General features: G+C 74.2%; 20 protein-coding genes. 6 read left to right on the top strand and 14 right to left on the bottom strand.

Translation table 11 applies throughout. The features are described 5' to 3' along the window. Positions 1 to 69: 69 nt before the first annotated feature. From JOD46_RS08645 to JOD46_RS08595, 11 genes are read right to left on the bottom strand one after another with little or no spacing between them, the layout of a single operon-like run. Positions 70 to 891, bottom strand: a complete 822-nt coding sequence (locus JOD46_RS08645) for an ABC transporter ATP-binding protein (protein WP_204393402.1) — start codon at positions 889 to 891, stop codon at positions 70 to 72. After that, complete coding sequence (locus JOD46_RS08640; protein ID WP_204393400.1) at positions 888 to 1,928, bottom strand: FecCD family ABC transporter permease; 1,041 nt, start codon at positions 1,926 to 1,928, stop codon at positions 888 to 890. Before JOD46_RS08640 ends, JOD46_RS08645 begins: the two co-directional genes overlap by 4 nt. Further along, the gene (locus tag JOD46_RS08635; protein ID WP_307834970.1) at positions 1,925 to 2,986 is read right to left on the bottom strand and encodes a FecCD family ABC transporter permease; all 1,062 of its coding nucleotides are present in this window, start codon (positions 2,984 to 2,986) and stop codon (positions 1,925 to 1,927) included. The genes JOD46_RS08640 and JOD46_RS08635 overlap by 4 nt, the downstream gene beginning before the upstream one ends. Then, positions 2,983 to 3,957: a siderophore-interacting protein gene (locus JOD46_RS08630; protein WP_204393398.1), complete on the bottom strand. Its 975-nt coding sequence runs from the start codon at positions 3,955 to 3,957 to the stop codon at positions 2,983 to 2,985. The genes JOD46_RS08635 and JOD46_RS08630 overlap by 4 nt, the downstream gene beginning before the upstream one ends. 46 nt (positions 3,958 to 4,003) lie before the next feature. Beyond that, the gene (locus JOD46_RS08625; protein ID WP_204393396.1) at positions 4,004 to 5,431 is read right to left on the bottom strand and encodes an amidase; all 1,428 of its coding nucleotides are present in this window, start codon (positions 5,429 to 5,431) and stop codon (positions 4,004 to 4,006) included. A gap of 27 nt (positions 5,432 to 5,458) precedes the next feature. After that, positions 5,459 to 6,037: a GNAT family N-acetyltransferase gene (locus JOD46_RS08620; RefSeq protein WP_204393394.1), complete on the bottom strand. Its 579-nt coding sequence runs from the start codon at positions 6,035 to 6,037 to the stop codon at positions 5,459 to 5,461. A 47-nt stretch (positions 6,038 to 6,084) separates the two neighbouring features. After that, a complete protein-coding gene (locus tag JOD46_RS08615) occupies positions 6,085 to 6,777 on the bottom strand; it encodes a uracil-DNA glycosylase (protein WP_204393392.1) in 693 nt (230 codons plus the stop codon). Further along, positions 6,777 to 7,499, bottom strand: a complete 723-nt coding sequence (locus JOD46_RS08610; RefSeq protein ID WP_204393390.1) for a type 1 glutamine amidotransferase family protein — start codon at positions 7,497 to 7,499, stop codon at positions 6,777 to 6,779. The genes JOD46_RS08615 and JOD46_RS08610 overlap by 1 nt, the downstream gene beginning before the upstream one ends. After that, positions 7,496 to 8,017, bottom strand: a complete 522-nt coding sequence (locus JOD46_RS08605) for a phosphoribosyltransferase (protein ID WP_204393388.1) — start codon at positions 8,015 to 8,017, stop codon at positions 7,496 to 7,498. Before JOD46_RS08605 ends, JOD46_RS08610 begins: the two co-directional genes overlap by 4 nt. Before the next feature lie 10 nt (positions 8,018 to 8,027). Next, positions 8,028 to 8,822 carry a potassium channel family protein gene (locus tag JOD46_RS08600; RefSeq protein WP_204393386.1) on the bottom strand — a complete coding sequence of 265 codons (795 nt, stop codon included), beginning with the start codon at positions 8,820 to 8,822 and terminating at the stop codon, positions 8,028 to 8,030. Continuing rightward, complete coding sequence (locus JOD46_RS08595; protein ID WP_204393384.1) at positions 8,819 to 9,607, bottom strand: SDR family oxidoreductase; 789 nt, start codon at positions 9,605 to 9,607, stop codon at positions 8,819 to 8,821. The genes JOD46_RS08600 and JOD46_RS08595 overlap by 4 nt, the downstream gene beginning before the upstream one ends. 68 nt (positions 9,608 to 9,675) lie before the next feature. On the opposite strand from JOD46_RS08595, the gene JOD46_RS08590 reads away from it, so the two are divergent. From JOD46_RS08590 to JOD46_RS08570, 6 genes are all read left to right on the top strand, one after another. Further along, positions 9,676 to 10,815: an acyltransferase family protein gene (locus JOD46_RS08590; RefSeq protein ID WP_204393382.1), complete on the top strand. Its 1,140-nt coding sequence runs from the start codon at positions 9,676 to 9,678 to the stop codon at positions 10,813 to 10,815. 97 nt (positions 10,816 to 10,912) lie between these two features. Continuing rightward, positions 10,913 to 12,238 carry a bifunctional o-acetylhomoserine/o-acetylserine sulfhydrylase gene (locus JOD46_RS08585; protein WP_204393380.1) on the top strand — a complete coding sequence of 442 codons (1,326 nt, stop codon included), beginning with the start codon at positions 10,913 to 10,915 and terminating at the stop codon, positions 12,236 to 12,238. A gap of 134 nt (positions 12,239 to 12,372) precedes the next feature. Further along, positions 12,373 to 13,581, top strand: a complete 1,209-nt coding sequence (gene metX / locus JOD46_RS08580; protein ID WP_204393378.1) for a homoserine O-acetyltransferase MetX — start codon at positions 12,373 to 12,375, stop codon at positions 13,579 to 13,581. Positions 13,582 to 13,723: 142 nt separating this feature from the next. After that, a complete protein-coding gene (locus JOD46_RS08575) occupies positions 13,724 to 14,887 on the top strand; it encodes a sensor histidine kinase (protein WP_204393376.1) in 1,164 nt (387 codons plus the stop codon). Further along, a complete protein-coding gene (locus JOD46_RS18550) occupies positions 14,884 to 16,191 on the top strand; it encodes a hypothetical protein (RefSeq protein WP_239562660.1) in 1,308 nt (435 codons plus the stop codon). The genes JOD46_RS08575 and JOD46_RS18550 overlap by 4 nt, the downstream gene beginning before the upstream one ends. Position 16,192: 1 nt before the next feature. Beyond that, complete coding sequence (locus JOD46_RS08570; protein ID WP_307834969.1) at positions 16,193 to 16,846, top strand: response regulator; 654 nt, start codon at positions 16,193 to 16,195, stop codon at positions 16,844 to 16,846. A gap of 12 nt (positions 16,847 to 16,858) precedes the next feature. On the opposite strand, the gene JOD46_RS08565 is transcribed toward JOD46_RS08570, so the two are convergent. The 3 genes from JOD46_RS08565 to JOD46_RS08555 all read right to left on the bottom strand — a co-directional run bounded on the left by JOD46_RS08565 (position 16,859) and on the right by JOD46_RS08555 (position 19,844). Then, the gene (locus tag JOD46_RS08565) at positions 16,859 to 18,133 is read right to left on the bottom strand and encodes an MFS transporter (RefSeq protein WP_307834968.1); all 1,275 of its coding nucleotides are present in this window, start codon (positions 18,131 to 18,133) and stop codon (positions 16,859 to 16,861) included. An 89-nt stretch (positions 18,134 to 18,222) separates the two neighbouring features. Beyond that, on the bottom strand, positions 18,223 to 18,531 hold the full coding sequence (locus JOD46_RS08560) for a thiamine-binding protein (protein ID WP_204393372.1): 309 nt from the start codon (positions 18,529 to 18,531) through the stop codon (positions 18,223 to 18,225). 38 nt (positions 18,532 to 18,569) lie between these two features. Then, the gene (locus JOD46_RS08555) at positions 18,570 to 19,844 is read right to left on the bottom strand and encodes a glycosyltransferase 87 family protein (protein WP_204393370.1); all 1,275 of its coding nucleotides are present in this window, start codon (positions 19,842 to 19,844) and stop codon (positions 18,570 to 18,572) included.

Genomic DNA, 19,844 nt, shown 5'->3' with positions numbered 1-19,844 from the left:
GGAGGTTGGGGCAATTAAGGTTAGCCTAACCTATGTTTCTGTCTCGGTGCGGCTCGGTGACGCCGCCGTTCACCCGGCGTGGAACCGGCCGATCGGCACCACCATCGGGCCGCCCGAGACCGGGTCGGCGATGACCCGGGCCTCGAGCCCGAACGCCTCGCGGACGATCGCCTCGGTGAGCACCCGATCGGGCCCGCCCTCAGCGACGATGCGCCCTCCTGACATGACGACGAGGTGGTCCGCGTAGCGCGCCGCGAGGTTCAGCTCGTGGAGCACCATGACCACCGTGGTCCCCCGCTCGCGGTTGAGCGTCGTGAGCAGGTCGAGCAGCTCGAGCTGGTGCGCCACGTCGAGGAACGTGGTCGGCTCGTCGAGGAGCACCACGTCGGTCTGCTGGGCGAGGACCATGGCGATCCACACCCGCTGGCGCTGGCCGCCCGACAGCTCCTCCACGAGACGGTCGGCGAGGTCGGCGACCCCCGTTGCCGCGAGCGCCTCGGCGACCACCTCGTCGTCGTCACTGGAGTGGCGGCCGAACCACCCCTGGTGCGGGTACCGCCCACGCCCCACGAGGTCGGCGACCCGCACCCCGTCGGGCGCGACGGAGGACTGCGGCAGCACCCCCACGCGGCGTGCGAGGTCGCGGCGCGGCATCCGCGACACGTCGCGACCGTCGAGGGTGACGCGCCCCCCGTCGAGCGGGTGCAGCCGGGCGAGCCCGCGCAGGAGCGTCGACTTGCCGCACGCGTTCGGGCCGACGATCGCGGTGATCCGACCCGCGGGCACCACCAGGTCGAGGCCCTCGATCACGCGGCGGCCGTCGTAGCCGAGGCTCACGCCCTCGGCGGCGAGCCCGGCGGTGCGGGCCTCGGGAACGGGGAGTGAGCTCACGAGCGCGTCCTCTCGGTCCGGGCGAGCAGCCACAGCAGGTACGGGGCGCCGATGACGCCGGTCACGATGCCGAGCGGCGCCGTGAAGCCCGGCACCGCGAACTGGCCGATGACGTCGGCGGTGAGGGTGAGCACCGCGCCGGCCACCCCGGCCGCGGCGATCGCCGCTCCCCCGCCGCCCACGAGCCGCCTGGCGATCGCGGGGGCGATCAACGCCACGAACGCCACCGGCCCGGCGACCGAGGTCGCGAGGGCGACGAGCGCGACGGCGACGACGAGCAGCACCACGCGCGCGGCATCCGCGCCGACCCCGAGCGCCGACGCGTGGTCGTCGCCGAGCGCGAGCGGCCGCAGCGCGCGGGCGGCGACGGCCAGCGCGATCGCGCACACCGCGGTCCCGGCGACGAGGATCGCGAGCGCGTCGCCGCGCACATCGGCGACGCTGCCGACCGTCCAGTGCAGGGCGGTCTGCGCCTCCCGGACCTCGGATCGGGCGAGCAGCCACGCGACCGTGGAGCCGCAGAGGTACGCCATGCCGACGCCCACGAGCACGAACCGGGCGCCGTGCAGTCCCTGCCGCCACGCGGCGACCCAGATGACGAACGCGACCGCGAGCCCGCCGCCGAACGCGAGTCCCGCGACGGCCGCGCCCCCCGCGCCGAGCCCGAGGATCGCCCAGACCGCGCCGAGGCTCGCGCCCGACGAGATGCCGAGGATGTCGGGACTCGCGAGCGGGTTGCGCAGCGTCGACTGGAACACCGCGCCGGCCAGTGCGAAGGCGACCCCGACCGCGAGGGCCGCGACGATGCGCGGCAGCCGGAGGTCGAGCACGACGAACCGGTCGAGCCGGTCGCCGCCGCCGAGGAGCACCCCGACCACGCGGTCGGGGCTCACGCCCGCGGCGCCGAGCGACAGCGCGGCGAGCGCGATCGCGGCCGCGACGGCCGCGCCCGCCGCGACGACGAGCGAGCGGCGGCGGCGGTCGGCCCGGCGGAGCTCCGCGACGCGGTCGGCGCCCGAGAACGTCGCGGCCGTCACAGCCCCGCCACCCGTCGGCTGCGGGCGATCGCGACGAGCACGGGTGCGCCGAGGAAGGCGGCCACGACGCCGGCCTCGAGTTCCGCGTTGGGCACCACGAGCCGGCCGATCACGTCGGCGGCGAGCAGCATGATCGGGCCGAGGAGCACGGCGAGGGCGGTGATCCACCGGTAGTCGCTGCCGACGAGCCGCCGCGCAGCGTGGGGCACCACGAGGCCGACGAGCGCGATCGGCCCCGCGAGCGCCACCGCCGTGCCGCACAGCAGGACGATCGCGATGCCCGCCGTCACGCGCGTGACGCCGACGCGCTGGCCGAGCGCCGCGGCGACGTCGTCGCCGAGCGCGAGCAGGTTCAGGCGATGCGCGAGGGCGACCGCGAGCATGACCCCCGCGACGAGGAACGGCCACAGCGCGGCGACGGTCGAGAGGTCGCGACCCGTGAGCGAGCCGACCGCCCAGAACCGGTACTGGGTGAACGCCTCGGTGTCGCGCAGCAGCACGAGCGCGATGAGCGGCGTGAGCAGCGCCGTGAGTGCGGCCCCGACGAGCGCGAGCCGCACGGGCTGCGCGCCGCCGATCGCGAAGACGACCGCCGCGGCCGCCGCGGCGCCCGCGAACGCGAACCAGACGAAGCCGAGCGGCGAGGCGATCCCGAGCAGCGAGATGCAGAGCACGACCGCGAGCGAGGCCCCCGAGTTGACCCCGAGCAGGCCCGGATCGGCGATCGGGTTGCGCGTCACGCCCTGGATGAGCGTGCCGGCCAGGCCCAGGGCGAGACCGGCGGCGAGGCCGACGACCGTCCGGGGCACCCGCAGCTGCAGGACCACCGCCTGGTCGGCATCCGCGGGATCGGGCGCGACGAGCGCCTGCCACACCTCGGCGGGGTCGATCGCGCGCACGCCCAGCGCGAGGCTCGCGACGACGACGACGGCGAGCACGACCGCGGCCCCCGCGAGCACGGCGACGGCGCGCGCGCCGCGCGACCTCGACGGGGCCGGGCCGCGCACGGGCGACGGCGCGGCCGTTCCGCCGGCGCGGGCGATCGTCGGGGAGCTCACGCGAGCTCGGCTCGGCCCCGCCGCCAGTACCCCATGAACGCGACCCGGCGGCGGTCGAGTCCGGCGTCGCGGACGAGGAAGCGGCGCAGCGCCGTGATGACGGACGCCTCGCCCGCGAGCCACGCGTAGCAGTCGCCGTCGAGACTCGTGCCCTCGGGCACGTCCCACAGGACGCCGTCGGCGTCGGCCGCGGCCTCGAGCTCGGCGAGCGGGCGGCTCGCGATCCCGGCGGCCGCGTCCGCGGGGTCGGCACCGTCGCGCGACCGGCAGGTGCCGGCGACCCAGTCGCGCACGGCGGGGACGAGCCGCTCGCCGTGGACCTGGTCGGGCGTGCGCGGGAGCCAGCGCACCTCGACGCCCGCCGGCGCGCGCACCTCGAGCACGTCGTCGGCACCCGGGACCTCGATGATCGCCGCACCGGACGCGTCGGCGGGCAGCGACTCGAGGATCGCGCAGATCGCGGGAGCCGCGGTCTCGTCACCCGCGAGCAGGACGATCTCGACCTCGCCCGGCCGCCAGTCGATGCCGATCGTGCGGCCCTCGCTCAGCTCGTCGGGCCCCACGAGCACGACCTCGTCGCCGGGGCGGGCGCGGGACGCCCAGGCCGAGCCCGGACCGGCGTCGCCGTGCGCGACGAAGTCGACGTCGACCTCGCGCAGCTCGGGGCGCACCGCTCGGATCGTGTAGGTGCGGAAGGGGTTGCGCCGCTCGGCGGGCAGCTCGCGCCACGTGCCGTACCAGTCCTCGCCCCCCGGGAAGTCGTCGAACCCCGTGCCGGGCAGCGGCAGCACGACCTTGAGGCGCTGGTCGAGGCCGGCCGTGCCGAACCCGGCGAGCTCCTCGCCGCCGAAGGTCACCCGCGTGAAGTGCGGGGTGAGCCGTCGCAAGCGCCGCACGGTCGCGCGGAACGATCGGTACGCGGGGCGCGGGCGTGCCGCGGCGGTCGCGGTCGCGGCAGGTGAGGTAAGCATTACCTAAGTCTTGCACACGGCGCACGGGCGCGACCGTGCCATCCGCTCACCAGACCGGCGGTCGCCGCCGTCCGCGCCTCGCGACCCGCTCGAGCTGCGCGGCCAGGGCGAACAGCATCGCCTCGCCGCCGGGCCGCCCGATCAGCTGCACGCCCATGGGAAGCCCCTCGGCCGTGTCGTGCACGGGCAGCACGATCGCCGGAAGCCCGGCCACGTTGACGAACGACGTGAACGGCGTGAACCGCACCTGCTGCGCGAAGTTCTCCTCGCCGTCCTCGGCGTCGTACCAGCCGACCGGCCGCGGCGTCAGCGCGAGGGCCGGCGTCAGCACGGCGTCGAAGGCGGCGAAGCGCGCGATGGTGCGCCGCTCGAACTCGGCGAGCCACGAGAGCGCCGACGCGAGCTCGGACGCCGAGCGCTCCCGCCCCCGGCCCATGAGCCACCGCGTGAGCGGCTCGAGCAGGTGGTTCCGGCCCTCGGGCACCTCGATCGTCGCGGCGCCGGCCTGCCAGATCGTCCGGAACGCGGCGGGGTATCCCGGCTCGGGCGACGCGGCGATCTCCTCGACGCCGTGGCCGAGCCGGTCGAGCAGCCCGAGCGCGGCCGTGAGCGCGTCCTCCGCGGCCGGATCGACCCGGATGTCGGTGAACGAGTCCCACGGCGTGTCCCGCAGCACGCCCACCTGGAACCGACCCTCGCCCCGGATCGCCGCGCCGAGGTACGGGCCGTCCTCCCCCGGCGCGCGCACCGCGAACGGGTGCGACGCCGGGTACCCGAGCGGTGCGATCATGCCGTCGAGCAGCAGCGCCGCATCGGCGACCGTCCGCGCGAGCGGCCCGACGACGCCGAGGCCCGCGAGCCCGCCGAGCCCCGACCCCGACGGCACGCGCCCGCGCGAGGGCTTGACCCCCACGAGGCCGCACGACGCGGCCGGGATGCGGATCGAGCCGCCGCCGTCGCTGCCCGGAGCGAACGGCAGCAGGCCCGCCGCCACGGCCGCGGCTGCGCCGCCGCTCGACCCGCCCGCACCGAGCGAAAGGTCCCACGGGTTGCGCGCGGGGCGCCCGGCGAGCGGCTCGGTGTACGAGGGCAGTCCGAACTCGGGCGTCGCGGTCTTGCCGAGGCTCACGGCGCCGGCGGCGTCGAGCGCCGCGACGAGGTCGTCGGACGCGTCGGGCACGTGCGCGTCGTGCACGCGCGAGCCGAAGGCCGTCGGCACGCCCGCGCGGGGATGGAGGTCCTTGTCGGCCAGCGGCATGCCCCAGAGCGGCGCCGCATGCGGCACCTCGCGGGCGACGAGCCGTGCCCGTTCGCGCGCCGCGTCGGGCGTCACGTGCGCGAACGCGCCGATGACGGGATCGAGGCGCTCGATCCGCCCGAGGTAGTGCTCGGTCGCCTCCTCGGGCGTGACGTCGCCGCGCTGCAGCAACTGGTGGAGTTCGAGGGCGGTGTACTCGTGCAGGTCGTCGACCACGCCACGAGCCTATGCCCGCGGCATCCGCTACTTCAGCGTCTTCTGCAGCAGCACGGTGCCGAGCCAGCGGTCGAACTTGAACCCCACTCGGCCCATGCGCCCGATCTCCTTGAACCCGAACTTCTCGTGCAGCGCGATCGAGGCGTCGGCGCCCTGGTCGGCGATGACCGCGAGCATCTCCTTCAGGCCGGCGGCCTTCGAGGCGTCGATGAGCGCGCCGAGCAGCGCGCGGCCGAGTCCCTTGCCGGATGCCGCGGGGCCGAGGTAGATCGAGTCCTCGACGGTGAACCGGTAGGCGCGCTTGGGCTTCCACGGCGCCACGAGCGCGTACCCGAGCAGCTGGCCGGACGGCGACTCGGCCACGAGGAAGGGCAGGCCCAGCTTCTCGAGCTGCGCGAACTTCTGCTTCCACTCGCGCAGGGTCATGGCGTCCTCGTCGAAGGTCACCGTGGAGTTCGCGACGTAGTAGTTGTAGATCTCGCGCACCGCGGGCAGGTCGGCGGCTCGGGCGGGGCGGATCTCGAAGGCGAACGGCGGTTCCTCGGGTTCGGTCCGGCGCAGGTGCCGCGGCAGCTCCCGCCGTTGCTGGTATTCCTCCTCGAGCATCCCGCCATGCTACGCGCGCCGTGTTGCGAGCGGATGTCGCGGCCCGCTCAGCCGGGGATCGACCAGTCGACGGGCCGCCCGCCCTGCTCGGCCAGCAGCTCGTTCGCGCGGCTGAACGGCCGGGAGCCGAAGAACCCGCGGCTCGCGGAGAGCGGGCTCGGGTGCACCGACTCGATGCGCGGCACGTCGCCGAGCAACGGTCGCAGCGATTGCGCGTCGCGGCCCCACAGGATCGCCACGAGCGGCCCGCCGCGGGCGACGAGCGTGCGGATCGCGTGGTCGGTCACGCGCTCCCAGCCGATGCCGCGATGCGACGCGGGCTCGCCCGGCCGCACCGTGAGCACCCGGTTCAGGAGCATGACGCCGCTGCGGCTCCACGCGCCGAGGTCGCCGTGCACAGGCGGCGCGATGCCGAGGTCGTCCGCGAGCTCGCGGTAGATGTTCGCGAGGCTCCGCGGGATGGGACGCACGTGCTCCTCGACCGCGAACGACAGGCCGATCGGGTGCCCGGGCGTCGGGTAGGGGTCCTGCCCGACGATGAGCACCCGCACCTCGCCGACGGGCTGGCGGAACGCGCGCAGCACGCGGTCGCCCGCGGGCAGGTACGGGCGGCCGTCGGCGACCTCGGACCGGAGGAATTCGCCCATGCGGGCGATGTCGGGGGCCACGGGCACGAGCGCCTCGGCCCACGACGCGTCGATGAGGCCCGCCTCGGCGAGCTCGGGCAGGGTGCGCGCCATCAGCCGGCGATGCTCCGCACCGACACCCCGTCGTCCTCGGCGGTGACGCTCCAGACGTTGCCGGCGCCCGCGACCCGCAGCCCGCTCGTGCCGATCGAGAACAGCGTGTCCTCGTCGATCGCGATGCCGCCGTCGACGAGGCGGGCCTCGGTCGCGGCGATGAGCCGGGTCAGCGTGCCCCACTGGGCGGCGTGGCAGTCGACCGTCAGGTCGATGAGTCCGATGCCGGCCTCGACGGTCACCTCGTCGAGGTCCTCGGCGGTCTCCTCGGGCGCCACGCGCACGCCGCCGATGCGCCACCCGCCGAGCAGCGCGGTGTCGGACGCGATCGCGGCGCCGGCCGAGAAGCCCAGGTAGGGCCGCCCGGATGCGACGAGCCGGCGCAGCTCGCCCGCGATCGGCTCGACCGCGCGGCGGTAGGCGGGCGTCAGGCCGCCGCCGACCAGCACGCCGTGCGCTCCGGCGAGCGCCGCCGCGTCGAAGCCCCCGTCCTCGGGCACGACCGTGATCGCCGCGTCGACGTCGGCGACCGACGCGAGCGCCGCGCGCCAGCGGCCGGCGAGCCCGGCGGCCTCGTCGTCGGGCGCGACGAGCAGCACCGCGATGCGGGGACGCTCGAGCCCGTCACGGCCGGACTCGGCCGCGGCCTCGGCGAGGAAGGGCCCGTAGACGGATGCCGCGTGCTCGGCGCTCCAGCCGCCGCCCACGAGGTGCACGCTCATCGCGCCGCCTCCTCGATGCGCACGGGCGGCAGCGCCGACCACGGGAAGACGATCCAGTCGTCGGTCTCGCGGTAGGCGAAGTCGGGCACGAGCACCGTGCGGGGCTTGACGTAGAGCGTCGCGCTCCGGACCTCGGCGCCGGCCTCGCCGAGCAGGTCGACGACCTTCGCGAGCGTGCGGCCCGAGTCGGAGACGTCGTCGACGAGCAGCACGCGCTTGCCGCCGAGCGCCGGCGCGTCGAGCATCGGCGGGTGCAGCACCGGCTCGGGCAGCCGCTGGTCGACGCCGGTGTAGAACTCGACATTGATCGAACCGCACGACTTCGTGCCGAGCGCGTAGGCGACCGCACCGGCCAGGAGCAGTCCGCCGCGGGCGATCGCGATCACCACGTCGGGGGCGAAGCCCGAGCGGAGCACGTCGCCCGCGAGGCTCCGTGCGGCGTCGGAGAAGTCGTCCCAGGTGAGGATCTCGCGGCGGATCCCGTCGTCGACGGCCGCGTCGTTCGCGTCGAAGGTCATGCGCTCAAGGCTAGGGCGTCCGTGGGCCCTCGGCGTCGCCGACGTCCGCCGCGCCCGGGCCGGTCTCGTGCAGCCCCTCGGCGGCCCGGCCCGACGCGTCGTCGACCAGGCCCGGGCGCTCGGCCAACGGCGGCGGCGATCCGGCGGCGCGCCGCGCCGACTGGAGGCGCTCGTTCAGCACCGACACGAGCGCCGCCGACGCGGTGCCGAGGATCGCCACGCCGCCGGCCATGAGCAGGACCGCGTAGATCCGGCCCGGCACCGTCACGGGGACCATGTCGCCGTACCCCACGGTGGCGAGCGTCACGCACGCCCACCAGAGAGCGTCGCCGAAGGTCACGATCGTCGCGCCGGGCGCGTCGCGCTCGACGTGATAGGTCACGAGCGCGATGAAGAACACGAACACGAGCGCGTACGTGAGCGCCTCGGACACGAACCTCGCCCGCACCGCACCTGTGGTCCGGCGTTCGAGGACCGGCAGCTGCTGGACGAGCGAGACCACGCGCAGGGCGCGGAAGAGCGGCAGCAGCGCCGAGAGCACCTGGACCGGATGGCGCCACACCCAGCGCCACCGCTGGCCGCGCGGCGTGAGGGACACCTGCACGATGACGTCGGTCACGAAGGCGACCCATCCGGCGGCCAGGAAGACCCAGAGGATCGGATCGACCCAGCGCGGCCGGTCGACCCAGAGCACGAACACGACGTACGACACCACGAAGAGCACGCCGAGCACCGCGAGCAGCCGCGACGTCGCCTCGACCCACCGTTCCCGGCGCCCCTCGGCGCCGACGGCCCATCGCCTCACGAGCGGTCCGCCGGCCTGACGGCGAGCGGCCCCTTCGCCAGCCGGTACGGCGCCGCCTGCGCGACCGGCTTGACGACGATGAGGTCGAGGTCGACGTGGGGCGGCTTCGAGACGGCGTCGACGATGACGCCGGCGATGTCCTCCGCGACGAGCGGCTCGGGCACGCCCTCGTAGACCGCGTCGGCCCTCGCCCGGTCGCCGCCGAACCGCACGAGCGCGAACTCGTCGGTCCGCACCATCCCGGGCGCGACCTCGATCACGCGGATCGGCTCGCCGTTGAGTTCGAGCCGCAGCACCTCGGTGAGCGCGTGCGCCGCGAACTTGGCCGCGTTGTACCCGCCGCCGCCCACGTAGGCGACATGCCCGGCGATGGAGGTGACGTTGACGATGTCGGCGACGCCGCGCTCCTGCGCGCCGCGCCGCAGCAGGGGCAGCAGCGCGCTCGTCACGCGCTTGACGCCGAGCACGTTCACCTCGAACATCCACGCCCAGTCGTCGAGCTCGGACTCCTCGACTGACGCGAGCCCCTTCGCACCGCCGGCGTTGTTCACGAGCGCGTGCGCGCCGCCCGAGCGGGCGACGTGGTCGCGCAGCGCCGCGACGTCCGCGTCGCTCGTCACGTCGGCGACGAACGTGGTCGCGCCGGTCTCCGCGGCGAGCGCCGCGAGCCGGTCCTCGCGCCGCGCGACGGCGAGCACGTCCCATCCGGCCGCTCGCAGCCCCCGCACCGTCGCCGCGCCGATGCCCGAACTCGCTCCCGTGACCACCGCGCGCATGCCGTCCATGCGGACATTCTCCACCGCTCGGCCCACGCGGATGTGCCGGACGTCCCGGCGTGCGGGAGAATGGGCGGATGCTGCCGACGCCCCAGGAACGAGCACCCCGGCCGCCGCACCGCAAGCGCCGCGTGCCCCTGTGGGACAACGCGCGGTGGATCGCCATCACGCTCGTGGTCATCGGGCACGGCATCCTGCCGCTCATCGGCGAGGACGACGCGGCCTACAGCGTCTACCTGTTCATCTACTCGTTCCACGTCGCGGTGTTCGTCACCGTCTCGGGCTACTTCGCCAAGTCCGGGCCGCCGAACGCACGCGCGATGCGCCAGATCCTCACCGACATTGTCTTCCCCTACCTCATCTTCGAGACCATCTGGACCGTCATCCGGTTCCTGCTCGGCGGGGAGTTCGTGCTCGACTACACGACCGCGTCGTGGACCCTGTGGTTCCTCATCGCGCTGGCGATCTGGCGGATCGCGCTGCCCTACCTCGTGCTGCTGCGCTTTCCGCTGCTCATCGCGATCGCGATCTCGATCGGCGCCGGCTACACGACCGAGATCGACTCGACGCTCGCCCTCTCGCGCACGTTCGGCATGCTGCCGTTCTTCGTGTTCGGCTGGAAGCTGCGGCAGTGGCGGCTCACCGACCGGTGGCTCGACCTGACCACGGCGGTCGCCTGGCGCTGGCGCGCCGGCGCGATCGCCCTGTTCGCCGCGCTGCTCGCGGTCATGCCGCTCGCGATCGAGACGTGGCGCGACCTGAAGCTGCGGCGCTTCATGCTCTACGACGAGTCCTACGAGGCGATCGGCTACGACGAGCCCTGGTCGGGCGCCATCCGGCTCTTCCTGCTGCTACTCGCGATGCTGCTGGCCGTCGCGTTCCTGATCCTCATGCCGCGCCGCACGACCTGGTTCACGGCGTTCGGCAGCGCGACCATGTACATCTACCTGCTGCACTCGTTCGTGCTCTTCCCCTTCCGCGAGACGCCGATGCTCGAGGGCGCCCAGCCGTGGTGGATGCTGCCGGCCATGATCGCGTTCTGCGTGCTCGTGTCGATCGTGCTCTCGCTCAAGCCCGTGCGGCGCGTGTTCCGGCCGCTCGTCGAGCCGCGCGCGCGATGGCTGTTCCGGCCCGAGCCGATGACGGCGACCGGCACGATCGTGCTGCCGCCCGAGGCGCTCCCGCCGCCCCCTGCGCCGCGGGACCCGGGCGCATGACGCCGTGTTGCGGCATCCGTTGATCGCCTGATCGACTGCCCGTACGGTGGGCGACGGATGCGGCGGGGCCGCATTCCCGACCCCGAAGGAGTCCTCCATGGCCGACCACGCCGCCGACTGGCGCTTCGAGACGAAGCAGGTGCACTCGGGCGCTGCGCCCGACCCCGTGACCAAGGCTCGCGCCACCCCGATCTACCAGACCACGTCGTACGTGTTCGACTCCGCCGAGCACGCGCAGAACCTCTTCGCGCTGGCCGAGTTCGGCAACATCTACACGCGCATCATGAACCCCACGCAGGCCGTGGTGGAGGAGCGCCTCGCCGCGCTCGAGGGCGGCAGCGGCGCCCTCCTCGTCGCGTCGGGCCAGGCGGCCGAGACCTTCGCGGTGCTCAACATCGCGCAGGCCGGCGACCACATCGTCTCGTCGAGCTCGATCTACGGCGGCACGTACAACCTCTTCAAGTACACGCTCGCCAAGCTCGGCATCGAGACCACGTTCGTCGAGAACCAGGACGACGCCGACGAGTGGCGCCGCGCGGTGCGCCCCAACACCAAGCTGTTCTTCGCCGAGACGATCGGCAACCCGAAGATCAACGTGCTCGACATCGGGCTCGTGTCGGGCATCGCCCACGAGAACGGCATCCCGCTCATCGTCGACAACACGATCGCGACGCCGTACCTCATCCGCCCGTTCGAGCACGGCGCCGACATCGTGATCCACTCGGCCACGAAGTTCCTCGGCGGCCACGGCACCGTGATCGGCGGCGTCATCGTCGACGGCGGCCGGTTCGAGTGGTCGAAGAACGTCGAGAAGTTCCCGGGCCTGACCGAGCCCGACCCCTCGTACCACGGTGCGAGCTACACGGCCGCGGTGGGCGACGCGCTCGCGTACGTCATCAAGGCGCGCGTGCAGCTGCTGCGCGATCTCGGCGCCTCGATCGCGCCGGCGAGCGCCTGGCAGCTCATCCAGGGCATCGAGACGCTCTCGCTGCGCATCGAGCGCCACGTGCAGAACGCGCAGGAGATCGCCGAGTGGCTCGACTCCCACCCCGATGTCGCGCACGTGAACTACTCGGGCCTGCCCTCGAGCCCCTGGTATGCGGCGGCCAACACCTACGCGCCCAAGGGCGTCGGCGCGGTGCTCTCGTTCGAGCTCAAGGGCGGCGTGGACGCCGGCCGCGCGCTGGTCGACAACCTCTCGCTGTTCAGCCACCTGGCCAACATCGGCGACGTGCGCTCGCTGGTCATCCACCCCGCCTCGACGACGCACTCGCAGCTCACGCCCGAGCAGCAGCTGACGACGGGCGTCACGCCCGGACTCGTCCGCCTCTCGGTCGGCATCGAGAACGTCGACGACCTCAAGGCCGACCTCGAGGCCGGACTGGCCGCCGCCCGCCGGGCCACCGAGGCCGCGCGCGTCTGACCGCGCCTGACACCGACCGGATGCCGCGTCCCGCCCGGGACGCGGCATCCGTCGTCTCCGGGGCGCGACGCGCGACGGCACGGGCCGGGCGTAACAGTCGACGCGACGGGCCGCACGTCCGGGAGAATCGAGGCATGGACTGGCAGACGATCTCGGAGACGGTGCCGGCGAGCATCGTGCCCGAGGCGCGCGCCGCCCACCAGCTCGCGGGCCGGGCACCTGCGACCGGCGCGTGGCGCGAGGGCGACCCCGTCGGCGACCGCCGCTTCGAGCGCATCGGCGACCTCGCGCTCGAGTCCGGACAGACCCTGCCCGACGTGCGCATCGCGTACGAGTCGTGGGGCGAGCTCTCCCCCACGCGCGACAACGCGATCCTCGTGCTGCACGCGCTGACGGGCGACAGCCACGTGCTCGGGCCTGCGGGCCCGGCGCATCCGAGTCCCGGCTGGTGGCCGGGCGTCGTCGGGCCGGGCCGCGCGATCGACACCGACCGCTGGTTCGTGATCGCGCCCAACGTGCTCGGCGGCTGCCAGGGCTCGACGGGGCCGTCCTCGCTCGCGTCCGACGGCGTCGAGTGGGGCGCACGGTTCCCCTTCCTGACGATCCGCGACCAGGTCGCCGCGCAGCTGGCGTTCGCCCGCAGCGTGGGGATCGACCGCTTCGCCGCCGTCGTCGGCGGCTCGATGGGCGCGATGCACGTGCTCGAGTGGGCGATCACGGCGCCCGACGCGGTCGAGCGGATCGCGGTGCTCGCCGCCCCGCCCGCCACGACCGCCGACCAGATCGCCCTCAACTCCGTCCAGCTCGAGGCCGTGCGGAGCGATCCCGCGTTCCGCGGCGGCGCCTACTACGACGCGCCCGACGGCGACGGCCCCACGCGCGGGCTCTCGCTCGCCCGCCGCATGGCGATGCTGAACTACCGCACGCCCGCCGAGCTGAACCACCGGTTCGAGCGCAGCTGGCAGTCCGGCCTCGACCCGCTCGGCGGCGGCGGCCGCTTCGCGGTCGAGTCGTACCTCGACTTCCACGGCAACAAGTTCACGCGCCGGTTCGACGCCAACAGCTACCTCGTGCTCACCGAGGCGATGAACTCGCACGACATCGGCCGTGGCCGGGGCGGCGTCGCGGCGGCGCTCGGGCGCATCACGGCCCGGAGCCTCGTGCTCGGCATCGACAGCGATCGCTACTTCCCGCTCGAGGGGCAGCGCGAGATCGCCCGGCACCTGCGCCGCAGCTCCCACGGCTCCGAGCCGGTGGTGCTCCGCTCGGACTACGGCCACGACGCGTTCCTCATCGAGGACGAGGCGGTCGGCGAGGCGCTCGCGCACCTGCTCGCCGAGTGAGCGGATGGGGCGCGGCGCCGGACGTTCCGGCCCGGATGGTCCGTTTCGGGACCGATGGCCCACGTATGGGGGGCCTCCTGCGTTATCTTCGAGGGGACGGCGTGGGAGCGCCGTGCGAACGGACGTCACAGGAGGGGGTGGCATGCGTCGCATCGACAAGGAACGCGACCGGCTGCTGCGACGTCTCGCGCGCGCCGGGAGCCTGACCGGCGCGATCATCGCACTCGCCTGCCTCGTGGTGCCCGGCGCGCTCGACGCCGACCGCTTCTCGCTCGTCGTCGCGCTCGACCTGCTCGTGATCGTCCTCGCGGTCGTGGCGACCTCGCGCGGCGCGCTGCTGCCGACCCTCGCCACGATCCTGGCGGCCGTCGCGCTCCTGCTCGCGATCGGGCTCGATCCGGTCGTCGATCCCGCGGCGGCCACGGCGATGGCCGTCACCGCCGCGCTCACCACCCCCGCGATCGCCATCCCGATGATCGTCCGGCCCAGCGGCCCGGCGCTCATGATCGGCTCCGCGACCGGCGTGCTGGGCGCGATCGGCATCTCGGCGACCACCGGGGCCGACATGGGGCTCGTGCTCGTGGCGGCCCTCGCGGGCTGGATCGCCTGCACCGCGACCGGCGTCTGGCTCGCCCGGGCGATCCAGCGCGCCGCCGACCGCATCGACGAGGTCGGGCGCGCGCACGAGGCCGAGCGGCTCGCGAGCGAGTCCGAGGCGCAGCAGCGCCAGGACGCGCGCGTGCTGCACGACACCGTGCTCGCGACCCTCAGCCTGCTCGCCCACTCGGGCGTGGGCGTCGGTGCGAGCGCCCTGCGCCAGCAGGCCGGCGACGACGCGCGGCTGCTCAAGCAGCTGCGCCTCGGCGCTCCGCTCGACAACGGTTCGAGCGTGATCTTCTCCCCGGAATCCACGGCGGGCGCCGGCGGCCTCGGCACGACGTTCGAGTCCGTGCGCAAGCGATTCGCGCGGATGGGCCTCGACGTCAACTGGCACGGGGCCGGCCAGCTCGTGCTGCCCCGGGACACGCTCGACGCGCTGCTCGGCGCACTCGGCGAGTGCCTCGAGAACGTGCGGCGGCACTCGGGCGTGCACGAGGCCGATGTCACGATCACCGACGACGAGCGCACCGTCCGGGCCATGGTCACCGACCAGGGCGCCGGATTCGAGCCGACGTCCGTCGACCCGGCCCGACTCGGATTCGCCGAGTCGGTCGTCGGCCGGCTGCACGCCGTCGGCGGCCGGGCCCGGGTGTTCAGCTCGCCGGGCTCGGGCACCACCGTGATGCTGGAGGTGCCCAAGCCGTGAACCTGCTCCGACGCTCCGCCGCGGAGGACGAGGCGGCGCGCGACACCACGCACGAGAGCCAGTTCCGCCGGCCGACGCGCTCGGCCCGCGCCGCCGAGGACATCCGGAGCGCGCACGGCGGGCGCCGCCTGGCGACCGGCGTCGGCCTCGCCGCAGCCGCGATCGTCCTCGCGCACCTCGTGCATGCCATCGGCCTCGCGGCGACCTACCCGCCGGGCTCGAGCCCCGTGCCGGCGTGGATCGCGCTCGCGGTCGTCACGATCGTCGCGGTCGTCGCCACGCGCGGCATCAGCCAGGTCTCCGACGGCGTCCTCGTGGGGCTGCTGGTCGGGCTGGCCGTGCCGGTCTCGCTCGACGTCGCCGCGACCGCGCCGCAGCTGCCGCTCGGGATCACGCCCACCGCCGCACCCGCGGCCGCCGCGGTGCTCATGCCGGTCGCGGCCCTGCGCGAGACGCGCTCACCGGTCGCCGCCGCCTCGGCCATCGCCGGGGTGCTGGCCGTCGCGGCGCTGCTGCAGGCTCCCGAGGCCGGGACGACGACCGTCGTGGGGCTGGCCGTCGCGGCGAGCGCCGTGGTGCCCGTGGTGCTCGTGACCGTCGCGGTCCGCGGGTTCCGACGGCTCGTGGGCCGCGAGCTCGACCTCTCGCTCGTCCAGTCCACCGTGGCCACGCCCCGGTCGGCCGTCGGCATGCGAGCCTCGGAGGAGCTCGCGGAGCTCGACTACGACGCCGAGTCGCTGCTCGACGACGTCGGGTCGGGTCGGATCGCCATCCCGCTGCCGCCCGAGGACGCCGAACGGGCGGGCCAGCTCGCGGCCCGCCTGCGCATCCGCCTCATCGAGGGCCGCACCGACACGTGGCTGCGCCACGCGGTCACCGAGTCCGCGTACCTCAGCCGCCGCGTCACGGTGGACGACCCGAACGGGCTCGCCGGGCTGCTCTCGCCGTCGCAGCGCGACGGGCTGCTGCTCGCCGTCTGGCTCATCGCCGGCCAGCGCCGGCGCACGTCGACCGAGCCGCCGCTCGAGGTCAGGGTCACCTGCCGCGACGCCGAGGCCGACGACGTCGAAGAGCCGCCGCGCACGCTCGCCGATGCCGCCCGTGTCGCCATCAGATTCGAGGTCTCCGGCATCCCGGCGCGGAAGGTCGACGCCGCGACGTGGGAGTCACTCGATAGTGTCGGAGGACACGAGGTCGCCCTGGAGCCCGACGGCTTCCGGGTCGACGTCGACTGCCGGATCGAGCCCACGGTCCGTGGAGGCACCTCGGCGCCGCCCAGCGCCGCCTACCCGAGGGGAGCATGACGTGCCCGAAACCGAACTGCCGCGCATCCGGCTCGCGATCGTCGACGACCATCGCATGCTGCTGGGTGCGCTCTCCGAGTGGTTGCGGGGGGCGGCGTCCGACGTCGAGCTCGTGGCGGCCGTGCCGTCGTGGTCCGAGCTGCTCGCGCACCCCGAGTTCCCCGTCGACGTGGTCCTGCTCGACCTCGACCTGCGCGACAACATCCCGATCTCCATCAAGCTGTCGACGCTGAAGTCGGCGGGCGTGCGCACGATGCTGATGAGCACCTACTCCGAGCCCGCCGTGGTGCGCGAGGCGCTCGGCGCGGGCGCGCTCGGATACCTCGTGAAGTCGGAACCCGTCGAGACGATCGTCGAGGCCATCCGCGCCGCGCAGCGCGGCGAGTCGTACCTCAGCCGCGAGCTCGAGGACGCGCTCGACGGGGACGGCGCCGCCCCGCGGCTGAGCGCGCAGGAACGCCGGGTGATGGCGCTGTACGGCGCGGGCCAGCCCGTGAAGGCGGTCGCGTTCCAGCTCGGGATCTCGGAGGAGACCGCGAAGAGCTACCTCAAGCGCATCCGCGAGAAGTACCGCCTCGCGGGGTACGACGTCGGCACGAAGGTCGCGCTGCGCAAGCGCGCGATCGCCGACGGGATCCTGTTGCAGTCGGAGTGACGCGGCCGGGCGTCAGTCCCCGACGGCCCCGATGGCGCCGGTGACCGACGGCAGCGGGATGCCGCGGCGCTGCCGCGCGCGATCGAGGGCGAACGTCGCCACCGCGAGCGCGCTGCCCGCGATCGTGAAGAGCAGTCCGACCCACACCGGGGCGACGTAGCCGAGCCCCGCGGCGATGACGATCCCGCCGACCATCGCGCCGAGGCTGTTGCCGATGTTCAGGGCCGAGTGGTTCAGCGCCGCGGCGATCGACTGGCTGTCGCGCGCGACGTCCATGAGGCGCGCCTGGATGGTCGGCGAGAGCGCCGCCGAGGAGGCCCCGACCAGGAACACCCCCGAGGCGAGGCCGAGCGGATGCTGCGCGGTGAGCGCCGTGAGCACGAGCGCCCCGGCGAGCGTGGCGAAGAACAGGTGCATCGATCGGCGGACGCTCCAGTCGGCGAGGCGCCCGCCGACGAGGTTGCCGATCGTCATGCCGAGGCCGAACACCACGAGGATGAGCGGCACGAGCGACGCGGGCAGCCCGGTGACCTCGGTCGCGAGCGGCGCGACGTAGCTGTACACCGCGAACAGGCCGCCGAACCCGATGGCGCCGATCGCGAGGGCGAACCACGCCTGGACGCGCGTGAAGATCCGCAGCTCGCGCACCATGGTCGCCGACGGGTCGCCCGGCTGCCAGGGCACGGCGGCGAGCACGGCGAGGAAGGTCGCGACGAAGATGCCCGCGACCGCGAGGTAGGCCACGCGCCATCCGGCCTGCTGGCCGAGCCAGGTGATCAGGGGCACGCCGACGACGTTCGCGATGGTGAGGCCGGAGAGCACGAGCGCCACGCCGCGGGCGCGCTTGCCGGGACCCATGAGGTTCGCCGCGACGAGCGAGGCGATGCCGAAGTAGGCGCCGTGCGGGAGCGCGGCGACGAAGCGCGCGGCGACCACGAGTTCGAAGGTGGGCAGCAGCGCCGACGCGATAGTGCCGAGGCTGAACGCCGCGAGGAGGGCGAGCAGCAGCCGCTTGCGGGGCCACCGCGCGGCGGCCGCGGCGATCGTCGGGGCGCCGACCACGACGCCGAGCGCGTAGGCCGAGATGATCCAGCCCGCCGCCGCGTTCGCGGCGTCGGCCGACTCGGCCGCGAGCCCGGGCAGCAGGTCGACCGCCATGTCGGGCAGCAGGCCCATCGCGACGAACTCGGTCGCGCCGATGCCGAAGCCGCCCATCGCGAGGGCGATGAGGGCGAGACGGATGCGGGCCGGCGACAGCGTCGTCGGCCCGTCGGGAGCGTGGGTCACCGTTCGATCATGCCACGGATCGAATCGATTCGAGAATCGCCGCGACCCCTCGCGGCGCCGGGCGGGACCCACCCGGCGCCCCGGCGGTGTCAGCCGTCGTTCTCGAGCGCGGCCTCGAGCCGGTCGACCTTGCCCTCCAGCTCGTTCGTGAAGCCCGGACGGATGTCGGCCTTGAGCACGAGGGACACGCGCGACCCGTAGTCGCCGACCGCCTCGCACGCCTCGCGGATCACCGCGAAGACCTCGTCCCACTCCCCCTCGATCTCGGTGAACATCGACGTCGTCCGGTTCGGAAGCCCCGACTCCCGGACGATCCGCACGGCCTCGGCGACCGCATCGTGCACCGAACCGTCCGTGCGACCCGTTCCGCTCGGAGCGACCGAGAACGCGACCAGCATGGGTTCCTCCTCCCACGCGACGCGCGCCGCGCAGCCCGCTAGGCCGCGGACTCGTCCGACGGCGTGCGCGCAGAACCAGCCTGCCACACCGCGCGCACCGCCCACAGGAGGAGGAGCACCAGCAGCACCACCTTGACCGTGAGGACCACCACGAACCCCGGGTTGGCGATCAGCAGCCAGCCGTACCAGTACGGGTAGATCACCTGGGTGAGCACCGCGATCGCGAGCGCGAGGCCCGCCGGCACCAGGTGACGGCCGCCCCCGAGCACGATCCCCAGGATCACGGGCGCGGCCAGCCACGTGACGAACTGCGGCGAACCGACCTTGTTGGCCACGATGAGCACCGTGGTGAACGCGAGCGCGAGCGGCGGGAGGAGCGCGACGAGGTGCGCGCCGCGCCGCGCCGCGCGGAGGCCCGCCACGAGGACGAGCACCGCGCCGAGCGCCATCACCGGCGTCGTGAGGGCGGCCGCGGCGTCCGCCCCCGGACCCTCGATCTGGAACGTCAGGATGTCGCGGTCGTAGGCGATCGTCGCCTCCCTCGTCCCCCCGACGATCCACCACAGCCACGGCACCGCGAAGGGCGACTCGACCTGCAGCCCGCGGCCCGCCTGCTCGGCGACGAACCCGAGCGCGTTTCCGCCCGAGCCCGCGAGCACGCTCACGCCGAGGATCCCGGCCGTGAGCGCCGCCGCGACGATGACGACCTCGCCGCGGCGGCGCGAGGCCACCACGAGCGCGGCCACCAGCGCGGCCGGCCAGACCTTGATCCACGCCCCGATGGTGAGCAGCGCTGCCGCGACGCGCGGGCGCCCCGCCGCCCACAGCAGTCCGACGACGGCGAACGGCACCGTCACCGCATCGATGCGGCCGAGTGCGATCGGCCCGAGGAGGACGAGGAACGCGACCCACCACCACGCGGCGGCGCGACGGCGGCGCGAGAGCGTCCCGGAGCCGAGCAGCACGCCGAACGCGATCGCGTCGAGCACGGTCACGAGGCCGAGCCACGTCGCTCCGTACCACTCGGAGCCGAAGGCGAGCGCGGCGGTCATGGGCGCGAACGCGAGGATCGGGTACACCCAGGGCACGTCGATGCCCATGCGCACCCAGCCGTGCTGCGCGGTCTCGGCCCACACGCGGTACACGAGGGTCACGTCGCCGAGCGCGTTGCCGGCGCCCGACAGGTTGATTGCCACCAGCGCCACGTGCACCACGGCGAACGCCGCCCAGAGCGCCCCGCGTCCGCCGAGCGCCCGGCGCAGCCGAGCGGGCCGGCGCCGGCCATCGACCGCGTCGACGACGTCCTCCGCCAT

The organism is Agromyces aurantiacus, from assembly GCF_016907355.1.
Taxonomy (GTDB): Bacteria; Actinomycetota; Actinomycetes; order Actinomycetales; family Microbacteriaceae; genus Agromyces; species Agromyces aurantiacus.
This window is presented reverse-complemented; position numbering and strand designations above follow the sequence as displayed.

Coding starts and splice junctions, on each gene's coding strand:
- JOD46_RS08595 (WP_204393384.1), bottom strand. CDS start 9,607: ATGGACGGCATGCGCGCGGTGGTCACGGGAGCGAGTTCGGGCATCGGC.
- JOD46_RS08555 (WP_204393370.1), bottom strand. CDS start 19,844: ATGGCGGAGGACGTCGTCGACGCGGTCGATGGCCGGCGCCGGCCCGCT.
- JOD46_RS08575 (WP_204393376.1), top strand. CDS start 13,724: ATGCGTCGCATCGACAAGGAACGCGACCGGCTGCTGCGACGTCTCGCG.
- metX (WP_204393378.1), top strand. CDS start 12,373: ATGGACTGGCAGACGATCTCGGAGACGGTGCCGGCGAGCATCGTGCCC.
- JOD46_RS08605 (WP_204393388.1), bottom strand. CDS start 8,017: ATGACCTTCGACGCGAACGACGCGGCCGTCGACGACGGGATCCGCCGC.
- JOD46_RS08560 (WP_204393372.1), bottom strand. CDS start 18,531: ATGCTGGTCGCGTTCTCGGTCGCTCCGAGCGGAACGGGTCGCACGGAC.
- JOD46_RS08620 (WP_204393394.1), bottom strand. CDS start 6,037: ATGCTCGAGGAGGAATACCAGCAACGGCGGGAGCTGCCGCGGCACCTG.
- JOD46_RS08610 (WP_204393390.1), bottom strand. CDS start 7,499: ATGAGCGTGCACCTCGTGGGCGGCGGCTGGAGCGCCGAGCACGCGGCA.
- JOD46_RS08630 (WP_204393398.1), bottom strand. CDS start 3,957: ATGCTTACCTCACCTGCCGCGACCGCGACCGCCGCGGCACGCCCGCGC.
- JOD46_RS08590 (WP_204393382.1), top strand. CDS start 9,676: ATGCTGCCGACGCCCCAGGAACGAGCACCCCGGCCGCCGCACCGCAAG.
- JOD46_RS08615 (WP_204393392.1), bottom strand. CDS start 6,777: ATGGCGCGCACCCTGCCCGAGCTCGCCGAGGCGGGCCTCATCGACGCG.
- JOD46_RS08585 (WP_204393380.1), top strand. CDS start 10,913: ATGGCCGACCACGCCGCCGACTGGCGCTTCGAGACGAAGCAGGTGCAC.